Origin of the sequence: Dysgonomonas sp. HDW5B, assembly GCF_011299335.1 — a bacterium.
Taxonomy (GTDB): domain Bacteria; phylum Bacteroidota; class Bacteroidia; order Bacteroidales; family Dysgonomonadaceae; genus Dysgonomonas_A.
Map to the genome: position 1 here is coordinate 3,277,553 of NZ_CP049858.1, position 19,319 is coordinate 3,296,871.

Here is a 19,319-nt window from a genome sequence, read left to right on the forward strand (position 1 = left end):
TACTTTTAACTTGTAAATTAAGAAATATTGAATTCGAAACTAGATTCCGCTAAGGATAAATTAAGAAAAGAAATTGCTGCAGAGAAGCGTCAATATACATCAGAACAATTACTTCAGATGTCGGATGAAGTATTCTCTGTACTCGAAATAACAGGGATGTTCAGAGATGCATCTACCATATTTATATACAATGCGATGGCAGATGAGGTATCAACACAGGCTTTCATCGAAAAGTGGAAATCGGAGAAAACTTTCTACCTGCCTGTTGTTAAAGATGAGCATCTGGTCTTTCGTAAATTAGAAAATAATACCTCTTTCGAAAAGTCGAAAATAGGAGTTGATGAACCCATTGGCGATGATTTCACAAACTTCTCGAAAGTGGATTTGATAATTGTTCCCGGAACGGCTTTTGATCGGAAATGCAATCGGTTGGGGCGTGGTAAAGGATATTATGATCGTTTTTTGACAAATATAAAGGCTCCTAAAGTTGGTGTTTGTTTCGACTTTCAATTAAAAGATCAAATACCAGCCGATGAAAGAGATATAAAGATGGATATGATTGTAGGCGAAAATGAATTGATTTGGTAAGCCATTACTATTCATTCTAATTTGTGACTCTCAAGGTCTGGTATCTATTTATTATCCATCTAAGTACAATAACGATTGATCGTTATAACCTTAAAATGCAGCATTAATACTTTTGTTACTTTAAAAAATCTGATAAAATGAAACGTATAAGAACTTATCAGGCAGGTTTACTTTCTTTAAGTCTGCTGTTGAGTGGGATGTTTTCATCCTGTACTAATGATGATCCCCCCAAACCTTATGGAGTATTGCCTTCTGCAGATCAGCTCGAATGGCAAAAAATGGAATATTACATGTTTATTCATTTCGGACCCAATACATTTACCGATGTAGAGTGGGGAAATGGAAAAGAAGATCCAAAAGTATTTAACCCTACTGACGTTGATTGCCGCCAATGGGCAGCGACAGCTAAAGCAGCGGGTATGAAAGGTATAATTCTCACCGCTAAACATCACGATGGATTTTGTTTGTGGCCCAGCGAATATAGTACACATACCGTGCGTGAGAGTTTGTGGAAAGATGGAAAAGGCGATTTGTTGAAAGAATTGTCGGAAGCCTGTAAAGAGTATGGTCTTAAATTCGGAGTTTACCTCTCGCCGTGGGATCAAAACCATCCTGCATACGGAACACCCGAGTATAATCAGATTTTCGCAAATACTTTAACCGAAGTTTTGTCGAACTACGGCCCTATATTCGAACAATGGTTTGATGGTGCTAATGGTGAGCATGAAGGCGGAAAAAAGCAGGCGTATGATTGGAAAATGTTTCATGATGTAGTATATAAAAATCAACCTCATGCAATAATATTTAGTGATGTAGGTCCCGGTTGCCGTTGGATGGGTAACGAACGAGGTGTTGCAGGCGAAACCAATTGGTCACGCTTGAATATCGAAGGTTTCGGACCCGGAAAAGCTGCTCCGCCTACAGATACACTTAATATCGGAAATGTACATGGTGCTGCATGGGTGCCTGCCGAAACAGACGTATCGATACGTCCGGGATGGTTTTTCAGCCCCTCTACAAATGATAAAGTAAAAAGTATCGATCAGCTAATGGATATATATTATACATCGGTTGGACGGAACTCTAATTTATTACTGAATGTCCCACCGGATAGAAGAGGGCGTATACATGCCAATGACTCTACCCGTTTGATGGAATTTCATAAAGAGATAGAATCTATCTTTAGTAACGATCTATCAAAAGGAGCAACTGTAAAAGCGTCTAAGACCAGAGCTAATTCGTCTAAATACGCTGCTTCGAACTTATTGGACGATAATTATGATAGTTATTGGACTACAGACGATGATGTTCTTACAGCTTCATTAGAAATAGATCTCGGACAAGCAAAATCGTTTAACAGATTAGTGCTTCAAGAATATATTCCACTGGGACAACGTGTGGCAAAATTCAATGTTGAATACTTGAATGGCGATAAATGGGAAGAGGTTGCTCAGGCTACCACTATAGGTTATAAACGTATATTGAGGTTTCCTACTATTACGACCCAAAAGTTGAGAATCAATATTCAAAGTTCGCTGGCATGCCCGATATTAAACAAGGTCGGATTATTTGCCGCTCCTGAAAAGCTGTCATCTCCTGTTGTTATGAGGAATAAAGAAGGAGTTGTTTCTATTGCATGTGCCACCCCTGAGCCTGTTATTTATTACACGACAGATGGCAGTGAGCCTACAACTTCATCTAAAGTATATAAAGGAGAGTTTCAGTTGTCCGAAGGTGGCACTATAAAAGCTCTTGCAACTATACATGAGGGAAAGAGCAAGAGCGAAGTTGTATCTGTAGTATATGATATTGCACCCGTTCTGTGGTCGGTTGTATCGCCTATAGCAGATAATCTGTCGTTTATAGTGGATGGTAACCCCAATTCTTATGTGGCAGTTAAAGATAATGCACCTGTTGTTGTAGACTTAGGCAGTAAACTAAATCTTAAAGGGTTTTCTTACGATCCATTGAAAAGCGAAGCAGCTAACAATGTTTATAAGTATAATCTATATACAAGCTTGGACGGTAAGACTTGGACTAAGGTACAAAGTAATGCTGCGTTTAATAACATAAAGAATAATCCTATAAAGCAAAATGTGTTGTTTGATAAAGCGGTAGAAGCCAAGTTTTTGAAGTTTGAACCTTTACAGACGACAGCTTCATCGAAAGATTATATTGTAGCCGAATTAGGTGTTATAACTAAATAAGATTACTTATAATCTCAATAAAAAAGCAGGCAAGTCATTCAATGATTTGCCTGCTTTTTTATTGCTAAAGGTTTTATCGTTTTTTTATGTCTTACTTTGCTTTCTCAAAATCTTCTTGTAGACGTTTTACATCATCCGGATTTGTTGCTTCCATCTTTATAGCCTTAGCGTCTTTTGCAACTATTACAAGCGATTTGTATTTTGGATGTTTAAATACCAACTCTTGATCGCCTCTTGCCATAATCGCATATTCGCCATTGGCATTCGAAAGAGATTTGGGGTTAGTGCCTTGTATGGCGATTGTAACACCTTCGATAGGTTTGTTATCCGCAGTATTTACAATTTTACCATTTATGAGGACTTCCTTTTCTTGCTGCTTTGTCTTTTTTATGTCTTTTGAATCATAAATGTAAAATGATACAACACATAATAAAACCAATATTATACCTAATTTAGATTTCATGATTATCGTTTTATTTGTTATTTAATTTTTATAGAAACGGATTGACCTTTTTTATTTGCTCAAAGTTACTCACTGTTAATACAAATTGATATTCGAAGATACGTCATTTTTTTTATTTCTTAAAACAGCCGGTTCGATCTTTGTACTTATTCCATTTTCAGATCACTCTTGATACAATTTTATGGGTCAATAATTCGGGAAAATGAACAGTAAGAAGTTTTTATTAGATTGTTCAGTTTTTCGGGTATTTTAAACTGTTAGCTTTTCAAGTGATTTTATTTTTACTTCCATGTTTTCGTATTTCTTAAATAAGTATGCCGTGTTATTGTTTGGTTATATTGAGGTGCTGTAATTGCCATCTATATAAGATAATAGCCTCGTTGTTTCTTTTATTAGAATTGATAATAAGGTTGTTTGTTAAAATATGAGTTGTACTTTTTTAGAGTATATAATAGGGCTGTAAAAGCTATTGTAAGTAAGACTTTTGATGTTTTTCATTGTTGTCTGTTTTTAGATTTAACATTTTTTACTCATTTTATTTTTGATATTTTTGATTTTTGCCTCCAATTCGTCTAGATCCTAGTAGATAAAAGGAATTTCAATAAATGTGTCTATCTGACCTTGTGGTCAATTATTACATTGTATTCTCTTATTTATAGAGAATGTGTCAGCAAAAATTCCATAAAAAGAACATTTTTTTTTTATATCGTTGCACACTTTTATAAAATCATGTAGCTTTGCCCGCTATATAAAACAGCGAAAATTGAGATTTTTCAAACAAAATAGAGAACGGTCTGTAGATTATACAGATGAGGAACTGTTAGGGCAATATCGAGAGACTGGGGATTCCGAGTATTTTGGTCAGCTTTATAACAGGTATATTCCGTTGGTATATGGTCTCTGTTTGAAATATTTGCAAAACGAAGATCAATCTCAAGATGCAGTGATGGAAATATTCGAAAATTTACTTCCCCGAGTTGGCACTTACGAAATTAAAGTTTTTAAAACATGGCTATATAGTGTAGTCCGAAATCACTGTTTTCATCTGTTAAAGGAAAATAAAAAAGAAATAATTGTAGATTTTGATTCCACGGTTATGGAATCTGACACAATTTTAACTCTATTAAGTGAAGACGTGGAAAAAGAGCAGGAAGATGCATTAAATTATTGCATGGCGAAGCTCTCCGAACCACAACGAATATCGATAAATAAGTTTTTCTATGAAGAAATGTCTTATGCCGATATTGTTGCACTAACAGGATATGATCTGAAAAGCGTAAAAAGCTACATTCAAAATGGTAAACGTAATTTGAAATTGTGTATAGAAAGCAGACTGAACAATGAAGTTTCTTGATTACATACAAGGAGTCCGTAGAGGGAAGGGCGCTCATCGTATAGAACACGAAGCGATGAATGATCCTTTTTTGTCTGCTGCTATCGAAGGATATGATTCTGTCGAAGGGAATCATGCTGCTCGAATAGCACGCATGCAGGCATCTATACTTGCCCGTACTACTTTGCATGATACAAGGTCAGGAGCATGGAAAATAGCTGTTGCAGCTGTTGCCGTCATTGCTTTGCTTAGTGGATACTTTGCTCTTATGAATCATGAGTCATCAATGGCTCTTGCTCATGAGACCGAAAATTCATATATAAATCTATATGCTCCCGAAGTATATATAGAACAAAAAAGACTGGAGCTTACTGCAATGATGGAAAATGATCCATCACAAGATGCATCCGTAGAATCGGTTGTTCCTATTTCAAATCTCGATGATGTAATCAAGCCGGTAGAAGTACTTCCCTTATATTTACCAGGAACTTATGCTGATCTTAAGAAAGAAGAATCGCAAGAAATGTCTACTTCTACAGAAGATAATAAGAAAATATTTATTGCCGATGCTTCATCCTCTATTCTCGCAGAAGCTAAAGTCCCCGTAACTCAATCGGGAAACACTAAAGCACAGCAAATGCCTGAAAAGTTAAAAGATGCATGGACTACCAAAGAAGTAACTGAAGTAACCCGAAGCAGAATAGTTGAGGTAAATAAAAGCACAGGAAAAGGTAAGAATGAACGTGTTATGGAGATGGCTGTTGCTGAAGAACCAACAAGGTCTACAGTAAAAGAAACAGAGGCGAAAACAATGCCAAAAGTTGATAGTCATGAAGCTCGTTTATTAGCTGAACAAGCCGGATTTGATAAAATTGAAGTGGTTGGTGCTGACGAATTGGGAGGAAATGCCCTTGAGTTGAATGAGGTAGAAACCTCTACCCGAAAAGTATCACGCGAATCTTTTTACAGACCTAAGGCAAAATCGAATTCATTTGCTTCAGGATCAACTCAACGAACTGAACCCGAGCCACTAATCGGCAAAAAAGAATATAAGAAATATTTGCAAAATAATATGGTTCGTCCACAAGATGATGATTGTAAAAATGTAAAAGGTAAAGTTGTTTTGCAATTATCCGTTGATAAAGATGGTAATCCTACCAATATTATTGTAACAAAAGGTCTCTGCCGATCGTTGGATAGAGAAGCTGTTCGCCTTGTGAAAAGCGGTCCGAAGTGGAAATACGGAACTTTGCGTGCAAATGTTGAAGTACAATTTTAGATAAATACTTATCTTTGCTATCTAAACATTCTTCCTTTAGATAAATGGCAAAAAAAAACTTCTATGTAGTATGGAACGGCGTTATTCCGGGAGTGTATAACTCATGGGATGAATGTAAGGCTCAGGTTTCGGGCTACGATGGAGCAATCTATAAATCATTTCCTTCGTTAGAACAAGCAAAGAAGGCTTTCGATGAAAGCCCTTGGTTGTATGTTGGTAAACAAGCAAAAAAAGAATCACCCAAGAAATTACTTTCTAATCCCGCTATAATAAAAGATAGCCTGGCTGTAGATGCTGCATGCAGCGGTAATCCGGGCTTAATGGAGTACCGTGGGGTCTATGTGTTAACCGGTGAGCAAGTCTTTCACCAGGGGCCCTATGAACAGGGAACCAACAATATTGGAGAGTTCTTGGCTTTGGTGCATGGATTAGCTTTGTTGAAACAAAAAAAACTGGCTATGCCTCTTTATTCAGATAGTGCGAATGCTATTAAATGGGTAAAAGACAAAAAGTGTAAAACAAAACTGGAGAAAACATCTGTGAATCTATCTTTGTTTTATATGATAGAGCGAGCCGAAAATTGGTTAAAGGAAAATACCTATACCACTAAAATTATAAAATGGGAAACCTCGGAATGGGGTGAAATTCCTGCTGACTTTGGTCGAAAATAAATATATAGTTATAACAGCGAAATTATGGCTTTTAACGGATTTACACCTGCTACAATACAATTTTTCAAAGATCTGAAAGATAACAACTATAAAGAGTGGTTCGAAGAACATCGTTCGGTTTATGAGAATGAACTTGTAAAGCCATTTAAGGAGCTTATAGCAAGGCTGACTCCTACGATGTATAATATTGATCCGGAATTCGAACTACGCCCTCACAGGGTACTATCTCGCATCTATCGTGACGTGCGTTTTTCTAAAAATAAAGACCCTTACAAAACTTGTTTATGGATGAGTTTTCAGTCTCCGACACTCGATTGGGTAAATATTCCCGGTTTTTTTATGGAGCTTAATGCCGATACCTATTTTTATGGTATGGGATTATTCGGACCAAAGAAAAAAACAATGGATGCTCTACGAGATAGCATAGCATATGATGCTAAAGAGTTTCAGGCTCAAACACAGAAGATACTTGATCGAGGATTTGTGATATACGGTGATGAATATAAACGTTCTATTCCGAATGAGTTATCGGAGTATTTTCAGCCATGGATACAGCGTAAGAATTTGTATGTTGGTAAAAACCTGCCTATAAATAAGGATGTTTTCTCTCCTGATTTTGCTGAAATTATTCGAGAGGATTACGAATCTTTAGTTTGGCTATACGAATTTTTAAAAGACGAGTGATTGCTTTACATTTAAAAGAGTTTATTCCTCAATAACATACAAAAGCTCTAATCATTCGATTAGAGCTTTTTGTATTTTGGTCATTTTTTATTTTTGTTGTTGCTTAATGATGTCGGTAATATCGGACTCATCCATTTTACCATTCATTCTAACAATTACAATTTCGTTGTTTTCACCATCTATCGCGAAAACAAATATCTGAGGGATTACTGTTCCATCTCTCCTTGCAATGATACGTACCTTATCGTTTTCGTCAATTACATTGATTAAAGTTTCATAACCGTTTCCGTCTTGTATATTGTCCAGATCTTTTAAGAAGAGGTCTTTTACCTCAGAAGAGCAAGAACTTAAATTGATTACGTCTATGGATTCAAGTTTTTCCATAAAGGGAGGAGCTTGTGATGAAATCATCCCTGTAGAGTCAGCTGCTTTGGCTGCTGCCAACGAAGCCTCGAGCATAGGTCGGTCTACTAATTGATATTCGGCGTTCTCAACCAATGCGAGCCCCGATACCCAGTTGCTTAAATCTTGAGCCGAAACAAGTTGGCTCGTAGCAAAAATCAGTAATATAGAGAAAATAAGTTTCTTCATAAATGTTTCTTTAAATTGATTGGGTCGAAGACCTTTTTCTTTTTTATTGAATAGTTTTATTGTAAAATTGTAATCTTTAGATTTAATCGGGAATAAATAAATCGGTTATTCTTTCGCCTCCTGCCAAGTGATATGCTTGTAATCCAAAATTGCGGGCTTCGGTTATGTTAAGTTCATTATCGTCTATAAATAATGTATTTTTAGGATTTAGACGTATGTCTGCCATTACCTGCCTGTATATTTCGTGATCAGGTTTTCTTAGTTGCATTTCATCCGAATAGAAACATTTGATAAATAAATCATCAAAATTTTCGCCGAATTGCTCTCTGTACATTGCTTTGAATTTAACTCTGTGAGGAAAATTGGTATTGCTAAGTAGGTAAGTTCTGTAATTTTTCTTTATACTTTCGAGTAAAGCTATGCGTTCGGGTAAATAAGGTTGTAGTAAAGCATTCCATGCATCCCATATTTGTTTTTCGGATACATTCTTTGCTGCCGGATAATCTGTATGAATTGCGTCTATAAACTGTGATGGGGTAATGAGACCTAATTCGAGATCGAGTAGAAATTTTTTGTGGGCAGATATAATATCATCAGAGTCTAACCCTTCGATACGCAGGCTGCTAAAAGCAGCTATAGTCCGTCCTATGTTTATATCCATAATGACTCCACCAAAGTCGAATATAATATTTTCGATCTCTGATACAGGAAAATTCGGTATGTTTAATTTCATTTCAACAATTTTTATAAACTACGAATATAGGTAATTTTTTTTTTATAGAAACTCTTGTTAGCAAGGGAAAAAGGTGAAAAGTAAAGTAGCAGACACTTTTATTACTGTGTCAAACATATAGGAGCCTATTGGTTGTTATTACGGAGTATATCAATATGGATTTATGTTAATTATTTCATTATTTTTCTATATTTTTGCACACCATTAAATAGCGTGGACTAATTAAGTAACAGAAGATAGTTGATGTTACGTTTTAAAATGGTAATTGTCTGTTGTTGTAGCGCTAGCCAAAGCAATGGGTAGTTTTGTGAACTTAATCCAATTGGAAAAATACTATTTTCTAAAAATAACAAACATATGAGTAAAATAAAAGCAGCAATCGTAGGGTATGGTAATATTGGCAAATATGTACTGGATGCGATTTTAAGTTCTCCTGATTTTGAGGTGGCAGGTATCGTGCGTCGTAACCCCAGTGATGTTCCTGCAGAACTGAAAAGCTATAAAGTAGTAGCAAGTGTTAAAGAATTGGGTAAAGTGGATGTAGCTATTTTGGCGACACCAACCAGAAGCGTTGAAGCTTATGCTAAAGAGTGTTTAGCTTTAGGAATTAATACAGTAGACAGCTACGATATACATGGTGGCATTGTAGATCTTCGTCGTAGTTTGGATGCAGCAGCAAAAGAATACAAAGCAGTATCTATTATATCGGCAGGATGGGATCCGGGTACAGACTCGATGATTCGGTCTATGTTCGAATTTATGGCACCTAAAGGCGTTACATATACAAACTTCGGTCCGGGTATGAGTATGGGACATACGGTAGCCGTAAAAGCTATCAAAGGTGTTAAGGCAGCATTGTCTATGACTATTCCTTTGGGAACAAGTATACATCGTCGCATGGTATATATCGAAGTAGAAGAAGGTCACAAGTTTGCTGATGTAGCGGCAGCTATTAAGGCAGATGACTACTTTGCACACGACGAAACGCATGTAACTCAGGTTGACTGTGTGGATGATTTGAAAGATATGGGACATGGTGTAAATATGGTACGTAAAGGAGTTTCGGGTGATACACAAAATCAATTGCTGGACTTTAATATGAAGATTAATAATCCTGCCCTAACGGCTCAGGTATTGGTTGCTTCGGCTCGTGCTTCTTTAAAACAAAATCCTGGAGCATATACAATGATAGAAGTCCCAATTATTGACTATATTTACGGAGAGAGAGAATCTCTAATAAAGAAACTGGTATAAAATTTACTTGAATAAACTATGATTTGTTTTCCGAACGCAAAGATTAATCTGGGTTTGAATATTGTTTCGAAGAGAGACGATGGATACCATAATCTGGAGACTGTCTTTTATCCGATAATGATAAAAGATGCTCTGGAAATTATTATATCTGAGCGACAAGAGCAGGATTCTTTTATCGAATCGGGATTAAAAACTGGTGTATCTTCTGAGAATAATTTGGTGATGAAGGCTTTGAAATTAATGCGGGCACATTACGAAATTCCTTTTCTGGATGTTCACCTATTAAAGAAGATTCCTTTTGGTGCAGGAATTGGTGGAGGATCGGCAGATGCCGCCTTTATGCTGAAATTATTGAGGAATAAATTTTCATTGGATGCAACAGATGCTCAACTATCTGCATTAGCAGCTCAGTTGGGAGCCGATTGTCCGTTTTTTATTTACAACCGTCCGTGTTTTGCAAGTGGAATAGGGGAGGTGCTCGAAAATGTAGACTTATCGTTAGAAGGCTATTATTTGATGCTTATAAAGCCAGATATTAATGTTGCCACAAAAGATGCCTTTGCATTAATAAATCCGGCACAACCTGAAGTCTCTTTAAAAGAGATCATAAAGAAACCAGTTTCGGAATGGAAGGATCTGATGATAAACGATTTCGAAAAGAGTATTTTCGCAAAACACCCTGCCATAGAACAGATTAAGTTGAAATTATATGCTTTAGGAGCGGTATATGCTTCGATGTCGGGATCGGGATCGTCGGTATATGCTATTTTTAATAAGAAAACCGATTTAAAACATCATTTTGCAGACTGTTATGTCTGGGAACAAGAATGATCTTACGATTTTAATAATACTGTGTAAGGGAAGTCTATAAATGGCTTCCCTTATTTTTTTTGTATTTGCCAACAATACCTAAAAAGGGAGCATCTAATTTAAAGATGCTCCCTTTCCTTTTTATTTATAAGTATTCCGTTATTAATCAAACATACGTCTGAAATGACTGAATATTTTATCTTTCACTGATTTGTTTGGTTGGAAATTAGGCGAATTTTCGAGTCCCGAAAGAATATTCTTTTCGGCGTCATCTAATTTCTCAGGTATGTAAACACTGATGTTTATCAATAAATCACCGGTACCATAACGATGAACGCTTGGTAATCCTTTATTTTTCAGGCGAAGTACTCTTCCGGGTTGAGTTCCGGCATCAATTTTCACTTTAACCTTTCCGTCTATAGTTGGTATTTCGATATTACCGCCCAAAGCAGCAGTCGAAACACTTAACAATAGATTATAAACCACATCGTTTTCGTCACGAAGTAACTCCGGGTGCGGTTCTTCTTCAACAACAATCAAAAGGTCACCGTTGACTCCTCCATGACGTGCGGCATTACCTTTTCCGCTCATCGACAGTTGCATACCTTCGGCAACTCCCGCAGGGATGTTTATTGTAATAACCTCTTCTTCGCGGATGATACCTTCACCCGAGCAGTGAGGACATTTTTTTGTGATATTTTTACCTTCTCCGTTACAAGCCGAGCAAGTTGTTTGCGTTTGCATTTGCCCCAGCATGGTATTAACGATGCGGGTTTGCGTTCCCGACCCGTTACAGGTTGAGCAAGTAGTGTATGCAGTGCCGTTTTCAGCGCCGTTTCCATTACAATGCTGACAGGCAACATACTTCTTTACCTTAATCTTTTTCTCAACACCTGTGGCTATTTCTTTAAGCGTAAGCTTTACTTTGACACGCAGGTCAGAACCTCTGTTGGTACGTCTGCCACCACCTCCGCCGAATCCTCCAAAACCGCCACCGAAGTGACCGCCAAAAATATCGCCGAATTGCGAGAAGATATCGTCCATAGAGAATCCTCCGCCGGCATGACCTCCAAAACCACCGGGAGCTTCGTGTCCGTATCTGTCATATTTAGCACGTTTTTGCTCGTCACTTAATATTTCATAAGCTTCGGCTGCCTCTTTAAATTTGTCTTCAGCTGTAGTATCTCCCGGATTTTTATCAGGGTGATATTGAATTGCTTTCTTTTTATACGCTTTTTTAATTTCCGTTATTGTCGCAGTTCGGGAAACTTCTAGTACTTCGTAATAATCTCTTTTCTTAGCCATCTTTTTAGTTTTCTAAGGTATTCAACCTTATTTTGCAACAATTACTTTAGGGAAACGAATTACTTTTTCGTTCAGTGTGTACCCTTTCTGTATGCAGTCTATTACTTTGTCTTTTTGATCTTCGCTTTGAGCCGGTACAGTAGTAATCGCTTCGTGCTTCTCTGTATCGAATGTTTCTCCTAAAGCATCTATTTCTTTTACGCCGTTTTGAGCTAAAAAATTCAAGAATTTGCTGTAGATAAGCTCTACACCTTCCCTTGCATCATCAGGTATATTAGGTAGCGCTCTTTCGAAATCATCTACAATTGTAAGAACCCCTAAAATGGCTTTTTCATTACCCGTCTTCAGCAGATCGGCTTTCTCTTTCATGGTTCGTCTTCGATAATTGTCAAACTCGGCATGCAGACGCAAGTATGAATCATTTAAATCTTCAAACTTTTTTTCGAAGTCCTCCGCCAGATTGGCACTCTCTTTCTCTTGATCTATGTCATTAATCTGTTCATTTGTCACATCCTCAATGTTTAAATCATTTTCTAGTGACTCTAGCTCTTCGTTTCTATTAGTATCCTTCATATCTTAATTACTTTCTGTTTGCTGTTATATAAATAAGTTCACATATCTATCTGTTGTAGTGGTAACCAGAACAAAAATAGATGGTTACATGTGTTGAATGTTTTGTTAAATACTTCGTTTTACTTAAGTGAGACACATATCTTCTTATAAACAGATCGTGTCTTTTATATCATTCAGTATATACTCTTACAAAATCTTTGCCAAAGATAGGAAATTTAGCGAATTTTAAAGATTACAGGGCTTCTAAGACAAATACAAAGTTGTTATCTTTGTGCACTTCTCGATCTGTAAAGAGTTGTTTAGGGAAATTTATGTTGGAGACCTCTTTGTCTTAACCAACAATTTTAATTAAGCTCTGTTATTATTAAAATAATATAGCAGTATTTACAAGACATAATATATATAGTTGATATGGCATTGAATGAGATTTTTACACCGATGAGTATTACATTGATAATACTTTTTGTTTCATCGGCATTCTTTATGAGTGGAAAAGTGAGGTCAGATCTGGTTGCGATGTGTGCGCTTCTGGCATTGGTGCTTACGAATATAATAACACCGGCGGAAGCATTGTCGGGCTTTTCGAGTTCTATTGTCTTGATGATGGTGGGGCTGTTTATTGTCGGAGGAGGTATCTTTCGTACCGGGCTTGCAAAACTGATAAGTTCCAAGATACTTCGTTTGGCAGGAGAAAGCGAAACCAAGCTGTTTGTATTAGTCATGTTAGTGACTGCTTCGATAGGTGCTTTTGTAAGTAATACAGGTACTGTAGCTGTGATGATGCCTATTGTTGTGAGTATTGCTGTGAGTGCTAATATCAGCCCCCGACGATTTTTGATGCCTTTGGCTTTTGCAAGTAGTATGGGTATATTGACCTTAATTGCGACTCCTCCTAACTTAATTATCAGTGAAGAATTGCAGAAAAACGGATTCGAAGCTTTGAGTTTCTTTTCGTTTACCCCTGTAGGTTTAATCTGTTTGGGCATAGGAATTATTGTCTTATACTTTTTAAGCAAAATTTTCTTGTCAAAAGACGATAGAGTAGATGATGATAAAAGTAAAGGTAAAACACTCGATGATCTAGCAGATGAATATCAGTTGCATAAATTAACGCATTTGAGTATTCCCGAACATTCGGATATGATCGACAAAACTTTGAGAGAATTAAGTATACCTAGTTCTTACAACATAAGTGTAGTAACTGTTGAAAAGATTGTAAACACATCCCGATTCAATAAGAGTGTGAGTGAAGTTGTTGCAGGACCTAATACCGTTATCGAAAAGGGTGATATACTTGTCTGTTACGGTAAAAAAAGCAACTTGACTCGTTTTATCGAAGAAAAAGAATTGTCATTGGTTGAAAAAGAGGGGACTGGCAAAGATATTTTTGACTTTAAAGACATCGGTATTGCCGAGGTTTTCATCATGCCTAATTCGAAGCTTGTAAATCGCACAATTATAGATGCTCACTTCAGAGACGAGTTTAATGTAAATATACTCGGTATTCAACGAAATAATGAGTACAAAATGAGCGATTTGCAGAAAGAAAAGCTTCATTCGGGCGATGCTCTTCTTATACAAGGTACATGGGGCGATATTGCGAGTCTGGGAAATCGTCAGGAAGATCTGGTACTCGTAGGTCAGCCTTTGGAAGAAGCTGCAAAAGTTACGTTGGATCATAAAGCACCCGTGGCAGCTATTATAATGATACTTATGGTAATTGCTATGGTGAGTAATATTGTAGCTCCCGTAATTGCTGTATTGACGGCTGCCGTGATGATGGTTATAACCGGTTGCCTTCGTAATATGGAAGAAGCATATAAAAATATAAACTGGGAGAGTGTTGTACTTATTGCCGGGATGATGCCTATGGCAGTTGCTTTTGAACAGACAGGAGCGGCAGGTATTATATCAGGTACTCTTGTTAATGGGTTGGGACCTTACGGGCCTTATGCTTTGTTAGCCGGAATTTATTTCGGAACTTCTACTTTAACTATGTTTATAAGTAATACGGCAACCGCTTTGCTTTTTGCTCCTATTGGTATGCAGGCAGCTGTAAATATGGGTGTAAGCCCTTATCCGTTTATGTTTGCGGTAGCAGTAGCGGCCAGTATGTGTTTTGCTTCGCCATTCTCTACAGCCCCCAATGCTTTGGTGATGTCGGCAGGTAAATATAAGTTTATGGATTATATCAAGGTTGGATTACCTTTGCAAATAATCATGGGAATAGTTATGATTCTCGTATTGCCGCTATTGTTTCCATTTTAAGAGGGAATAGTTGACTGTTTAAAATATAGAATAAAGAGATGTGATGCCGTTTGTATAAAAATGCATCCGATAAACGCTTAAGATGATTAAATGTATATCCGGAAGATTTTATTTTAATTATCTTTAGCAAATTTTTTAAATCAACTATGTCTGCAATCACCGAAGAAGGGTTAGATGAAACGATTCTACCTATCCAGAAAACTGATCTGATTTATCAGATCGAAGACCGTCCGCCTTTTAAAGAAGCTGTCTTTATAGCCTTCCAGCATTTACTTGCTATTTTTGTCGCTATTGTGACCCCCCCGTTGATAATTGCTGCCAGTTTGGGACTGGATAAGGAGACGACGAGCTTTTTGGTGTCTATGGCTCTTTTAGCATCGGGAATCTCCACCTTTATTCAATGTAGACGTATAGGACCTTTTGGTTGTGGCTTGCTCTGTGTACAAGGGACAAGCTTTTCTTTTATAGGTGCGTTAACTGCCAGTTTTCATGGTATGGGTATAGCAGCCCTGCCTGTTATATTCGGTGTGTGCATTGCCGGGGCTCCGGTAGAAATGATTGTCAGTAGAATATTAAAGTATACACAAAAAATTATTACTCCGCTAGTATCGGGTATCGTTGTTACAATGATCGGACTTAGCCTTATCAAAGTAGGTATTACTGCTTGTGGAGGTGGATTTGGAGCTATTCAAGACGGTACATTCGGCAGTTATCGTAATTTAGGATTAGCTGGTATGGTTTTGGTTTCTATTTTGATTTTCAATAGCTTTAGAAATAAATATATACGTATGTGTTCCATCGTATTGGGACTTTTGATAGGATACGTTGTTTCGTATTTTATGGGATTGATCGATTTTTCTCAGCTAGGAACTCTCGGAATGGTTAATATACCTACGCCGTTTAAATATGGATTGGGTTTTGATCTTTCGGCATTTATAGCCGTAGCACTCATTTATTTTATAACTTCTATCGAAGCGATGGGCGATATTACGGCTAACTCTATGATCGGTGGAGAACCTATCAAAGGAGAGAAGTTTGTAAAACGTGTTCAAGGTGGAGTTATGGCCGATGGGTTCAACTCTATGTTGGCAGGAGTTTTCAACTCGTTTCCTAATTCTATATTTGCTCAGAATAACGGGTTGATTCAACTAACAGGAGTAGCCAGCCGTTATGTTGGTTATTATATTGCAGGATTCCTGATTTTGTTGAGTGCCTTTCCTTTTATCGGGGGACTTTTCTCATTGATGCCCGAACCGGTTCTGGGAGGTGCTACCTTGTTGATGTTTGGAACCGTTGCCGCATCGGGTGTGCGTATTATTGCATCTCAGAATATAGACAGAAAAGCAATATTGGTACTGGCTGTAAGTTTTGCTTGTGGCTTGGGCGTTGAACTTGCCCCTGATATTTTAATCCAGATGCCCGATTGGGTGAAGGGTATATTCTCTTCGGGAATTACTACGGGAGGACTCGTTGCCATTACAGCAAATATTGTTATCAGAATAAAGGAATAAGGTATCAGACCTATTTATAAAATACTTTTATTAAATATAGAGGAAAGACCATGAAATTATTAAAAGACAGAATACTCAAAGACGGAAAAAGCTTTGATGGAGGAATATTAAAAGTAGATAGCTTTATAAACCATCAGATGGATCCTATATTGATGAAGTCGATAGGTGTGGAGTTTGTACGCCGTTTCGGTAATCTTCCGATCAATAAAGTAATTACTATTGAAGCCAGTGGAATTGCTCCGGCTATCATGTTAGGTTATTTGCTCGAATTACCGGTTGTTTTTGTAAAGAAAGCAAAACCAAAAACAATGGAAAAGATGATTACTTCGCAAGTATACTCATTTACTAAAGACATAACTTATGATGTTTGTGTGAGTAGCGATTTTTTGACTCCCGATGATACTGTTGTTTTTATTGATGATTTTCTGGCAAACGGACATGCTGCTGTTGGGGTGAAAGATTTGGTTGAAAAATCGGGTGCAACATTAGCCGGAATGGGCTTTATTATCGAAAAAAGCTTTCAGGATGGTGGCAAGCGCCTTCGTGAACAGAATATTCATGTAGAATCATTAGTCAGAATAAAAAGCTTAGGTGATAATAAAATAGAGTTCGAAGAGTAAAAATAGTATTGAATAGATGAAAAGTATAATGAATAATGTATCCTCTTTTTTATCACGAAAAGGTGTCCAAAAGATATTGCTATATCTTGCTGTTACATTATTCTTTGGTTTGGTTTATATCCTTAACATTCTGTTTCCCTTACAAGCTGATGATTGGGGGTATTCCTTTATTGTTGATGCAGCTAATAACAGCACTGTAAGAGTACATAGTATATTTGATATTTTTGTATCTCAATACAATCATTATTTCGAATGGGGTGGTAGATCTGTTGTTCATTTTATAGCACAGTTTCTCCTCTTTATTGATATACGTATCGCTAAGCTATTAAACAGCTTTGTTTACATAGGCTTATTTTTTATGATATATGCCATTATAAATAAAGGGAAAAAGCCAAATGCAGGTTTGTTCATTTTCCTGAATATTATTATGTGGCTCATACAGCCGGCCTTTTCTATTGTTATTTTATGGCTAACCGGTAGTGCCAACTATCTATGGGGTGCCTTATTACTTATCTTATTTATTTATCCGTATTATTTATTTTTTCTCAAAAAAAGCTCAAACGACCCATTTTTCAAAAGTATACTGTTTCTCTTTGCAGGTGTGATTTGTGGATGGACAAACGAGAATTCATCTTTAGCAATGATTGCTTTGCTTATTATGTTCATGGGGTACTTGAAGTATCAAAAGATAAAACTTCCTAATTGGGTTATTTGGGGTATAATAGGTGCTTGTATTGGTGCTGCAATGATGATACTTGCTCCCGGTAATGCGGTAAGAGCTTCGATGCTTTCTGATAATTTGGGACTCTCAGAAGTTTCAACCTTTAAGTTATTTAAGATAAGGCTTTATAACTTGTACAATGCGGGAGCATTGCGGCTATCAGTTTTTACTACTATTTATGGCGTTTTCTTATTTTTATTCCTGAAGATGGGAGAAATGAAAAATCGGATGGAGATTTTATTCCTTTCCTTCGCTTTTTTCGTATCCGGACTTGTTGGTTTTGTAGTATTATATCCGGTACCTTATTTCCCGCGTGATGTGTGGACCGGAATTCATCTATTCTTTATTATAGCCATTGGTCTATTGTATGTAAATATTCCCTTTGATAATCTCTTTATGAAAGTTTGTCGATTAGTAGTCTTTTTGGGCTTGGTTGCTGCTTTCATTAATCATTATACGATATTGTATAAAGAGGTTGATTATTTTTCTGTGCAATCTAAAGAGCGGGAGCTTTTTGTTGAGCAAGAAAAAGCTAAAGGAATAAAGGATGTTATAGTTTCAGATCAGATGGTTTTTCCTTCAGGTTCGTTATTCGGTGAAGCCTTGTCTTATGATAAGGGCTATTGGACGAATGTATTGTATGCACGCTATTACAATCTTAATTCGGTGCGATTAAAATGGACAGATGAGTGATGTGAAATAGTGCATCGATTACAAAAGAACTAATCATTATACTCTCCAATTTGAATATATTGCTTATGCTGTTATCAGACTTTTAGATATTAATGCATATTGCAAAAGCTACAGACAAAACAAAAGCCGATAAAGACGTAAATTTCAGATAAGGATCTAATAATCGGTTATCTTCCGTTTTATATATATTACGAAGTATAATCAAGAAAGGAATAAAAAAGATCATGTATAAATAACTATACCATTGGCTGCTATATATGAGGCTGTATGCAATGAAACAGGCTATTCCTCCAATGGAAAGAAACGAATGGTATAACTTTGCCTTTGCTAGTCCTAAATGAATAACGAGTGTCATTTTACCTGAGTTTCGGTCGTTATCCATGTCCCGCATATTATTAACATTGAGTACCGCAGCCGTAAACAAACCGAGTCCGATTGCTGGAAGCCAAGGTTGAAAAGTCATTTTGTGTAGGTGGAGAAAATAAGTTCCTACCACAGCAACGGGACCAAAGAAAATAAAAGAAAAAATATCTCCGAATCCTTTGTATCCATAAGGGTTTTTTCCTGCTGTATATTTAATAGCTGCCCAGATAGCTGCTGCTCCCAAAAATAAGAACAAAACCATATAGACAATATTCATAAATTGTGATGCTTCATAAATCAAAGCAGCACCTATGAGCATTGAACAAAAAACAGCAACCGAAATGGCAATCTTCATTTGATGTGGTGTAATTGCACCACTTTGTACCGTACGAGTAGGGCCTACACGATGTCCTGTAATATCGGTGCCGTGTTGGTAATCGCCCAGATCGTTTGCCAGGTTAGAGAGTAATTGAAGAAATGTTGCAGTTAATATCGTCAGGATACATACACTCACATTAAATCGTCCGGTACTGTATGCCATACCATTTGCACAAATAGTAGAGGCTACTGCTAAAAATAAAGTGCGTGGACGTAATGCGGATATCCAGTGTTTTAAAGAAGCCATATTTTAATATTTTTGCAAAGATAAAAA

Annotated in this window: 18 protein-coding genes; 12 read left to right on the forward strand and 6 right to left on the reverse strand. The window is 36.9% G+C overall.

What is annotated here, in order from left to right; genetic code table 11:
• The first annotated feature begins 27 nt into the window (after positions 1-27).
• A complete protein-coding gene (locus tag G7051_RS13600) occupies positions 28-588 on the forward strand; it encodes a 5-formyltetrahydrofolate cyclo-ligase (protein WP_166201099.1) in 561 nt (186 codons plus the stop codon).
• A 137-nt stretch (positions 589-725) separates the two neighbouring features.
• Positions 726-2,795 (forward strand): alpha-L-fucosidase, encoded by a 2,070-nt coding sequence (locus G7051_RS13605; RefSeq protein ID WP_166201101.1) that lies wholly within the window; start codon positions 726-728, stop codon positions 2,793-2,795.
• Positions 2,796-2,886: 91 nt separating this feature from the next.
• Here G7051_RS13605 and G7051_RS13610 read toward each other — a convergent pair whose 3' ends face one another.
• Positions 2,887-3,258: a carboxypeptidase-like regulatory domain-containing protein gene (locus G7051_RS13610; protein WP_166201103.1), complete on the reverse strand. Its 372-nt coding sequence runs from the start codon at positions 3,256-3,258 to the stop codon at positions 2,887-2,889.
• Between the two features lie 763 nt (positions 3,259-4,021).
• On the opposite strand from G7051_RS13610, the gene G7051_RS13615 reads away from it, so the two are divergent.
• Genes G7051_RS13615 through G7051_RS13630 form a run of 4 tightly spaced genes read left to right on the forward strand, consistent with a single transcriptional unit; the run spans position 4,022 to position 7,225 of the window.
• Positions 4,022-4,612, forward strand: a complete 591-nt coding sequence (locus G7051_RS13615) for an RNA polymerase sigma factor (protein WP_166116198.1) — start codon at positions 4,022-4,024, stop codon at positions 4,610-4,612.
• Complete coding sequence (locus G7051_RS13620) at positions 4,599-5,870, forward strand: energy transducer TonB (RefSeq protein WP_166201105.1); 1,272 nt, start codon at positions 4,599-4,601, stop codon at positions 5,868-5,870. The genes G7051_RS13615 and G7051_RS13620 overlap by 14 nt, the downstream gene beginning before the upstream one ends.
• Positions 5,871-5,914: 44 nt before the next feature.
• Positions 5,915-6,541 (forward strand): viroplasmin family protein, encoded by a 627-nt coding sequence (locus G7051_RS13625; protein ID WP_166116203.1) that lies wholly within the window; start codon positions 5,915-5,917, stop codon positions 6,539-6,541.
• A gap of 24 nt (positions 6,542-6,565) precedes the next feature.
• A complete protein-coding gene (locus G7051_RS13630) occupies positions 6,566-7,225 on the forward strand; it encodes a DUF2461 domain-containing protein (protein WP_166201107.1) in 660 nt (219 codons plus the stop codon).
• An 87-nt stretch (positions 7,226-7,312) separates the two neighbouring features.
• Here G7051_RS13630 and G7051_RS13635 read toward each other — a convergent pair whose 3' ends face one another.
• Entirely contained in the window at positions 7,313-7,816 is a 504-nt protein-coding gene (locus G7051_RS13635; RefSeq protein ID WP_166116207.1) for a DUF4252 domain-containing protein, read from the reverse strand.
• 82 nt (positions 7,817-7,898) lie between these two features.
• Positions 7,899-8,549 carry an HAD family phosphatase gene (locus tag G7051_RS13640; protein WP_166116209.1) on the reverse strand — a complete coding sequence of 217 codons (651 nt, stop codon included), beginning with the start codon at positions 8,547-8,549 and terminating at the stop codon, positions 7,899-7,901.
• A 357-nt stretch (positions 8,550-8,906) separates the two neighbouring features.
• Here G7051_RS13640 and G7051_RS13645 point away from each other — a divergent pair, with 357 nt between their 5' ends.
• A complete protein-coding gene (locus G7051_RS13645; protein ID WP_166201109.1) occupies positions 8,907-9,803 on the forward strand; it encodes a diaminopimelate dehydrogenase in 897 nt (298 codons plus the stop codon).
• Between the two features lie 18 nt (positions 9,804-9,821).
• Positions 9,822-10,634: a 4-(cytidine 5'-diphospho)-2-C-methyl-D-erythritol kinase gene (ispE, locus tag G7051_RS13650; protein WP_166201111.1), complete on the forward strand. Its 813-nt coding sequence runs from the start codon at positions 9,822-9,824 to the stop codon at positions 10,632-10,634.
• Between the two features lie 141 nt (positions 10,635-10,775).
• Here ispE and dnaJ read toward each other — a convergent pair whose 3' ends face one another.
• On the reverse strand, positions 10,776-11,918 hold the full coding sequence (gene dnaJ, locus G7051_RS13655) for a molecular chaperone DnaJ (RefSeq protein WP_166201113.1): 1,143 nt from the start codon (positions 11,916-11,918) through the stop codon (positions 10,776-10,778).
• A 27-nt stretch (positions 11,919-11,945) separates the two neighbouring features.
• Positions 11,946-12,491, reverse strand: a complete 546-nt coding sequence (locus G7051_RS13660) for a nucleotide exchange factor GrpE (RefSeq protein WP_166201115.1) — start codon at positions 12,489-12,491, stop codon at positions 11,946-11,948.
• A gap of 438 nt (positions 12,492-12,929) precedes the next feature.
• Between G7051_RS13660 and G7051_RS13665 the strand changes: the two genes are divergently transcribed.
• The 4 genes from G7051_RS13665 to G7051_RS13680 all read left to right on the forward strand — a co-directional run bounded on the left by G7051_RS13665 (position 12,930) and on the right by G7051_RS13680 (position 18,304).
• Positions 12,930-14,759 carry an SLC13 family permease gene (locus G7051_RS13665; protein WP_166202804.1) on the forward strand — a complete coding sequence of 610 codons (1,830 nt, stop codon included), beginning with the start codon at positions 12,930-12,932 and terminating at the stop codon, positions 14,757-14,759.
• Between the two features lie 146 nt (positions 14,760-14,905).
• On the forward strand, positions 14,906-16,270 hold the full coding sequence (locus G7051_RS13670; RefSeq protein WP_166116222.1) for a nucleobase:cation symporter-2 family protein: 1,365 nt from the start codon (positions 14,906-14,908) through the stop codon (positions 16,268-16,270).
• A 50-nt stretch (positions 16,271-16,320) separates the two neighbouring features.
• Positions 16,321-16,890, forward strand: coding sequence for a xanthine phosphoribosyltransferase (xpt, locus tag G7051_RS13675; RefSeq protein ID WP_166116224.1), 570 nt, complete (start codon positions 16,321-16,323; stop codon positions 16,888-16,890).
• Positions 16,891-16,906: 16 nt separating this feature from the next.
• Positions 16,907-18,304: a DUF6056 family protein gene (locus tag G7051_RS13680; RefSeq protein ID WP_166201117.1), complete on the forward strand. Its 1,398-nt coding sequence runs from the start codon at positions 16,907-16,909 to the stop codon at positions 18,302-18,304.
• Positions 18,305-18,386: 82 nt separating this feature from the next.
• On the opposite strand, the gene menA is transcribed toward G7051_RS13680, so the two are convergent.
• A complete protein-coding gene (gene menA, locus G7051_RS13685) occupies positions 18,387-19,292 on the reverse strand; it encodes a 1,4-dihydroxy-2-naphthoate octaprenyltransferase (protein WP_166201119.1) in 906 nt (301 codons plus the stop codon).
• Positions 19,293-19,319 lie beyond the last annotated feature (27 nt).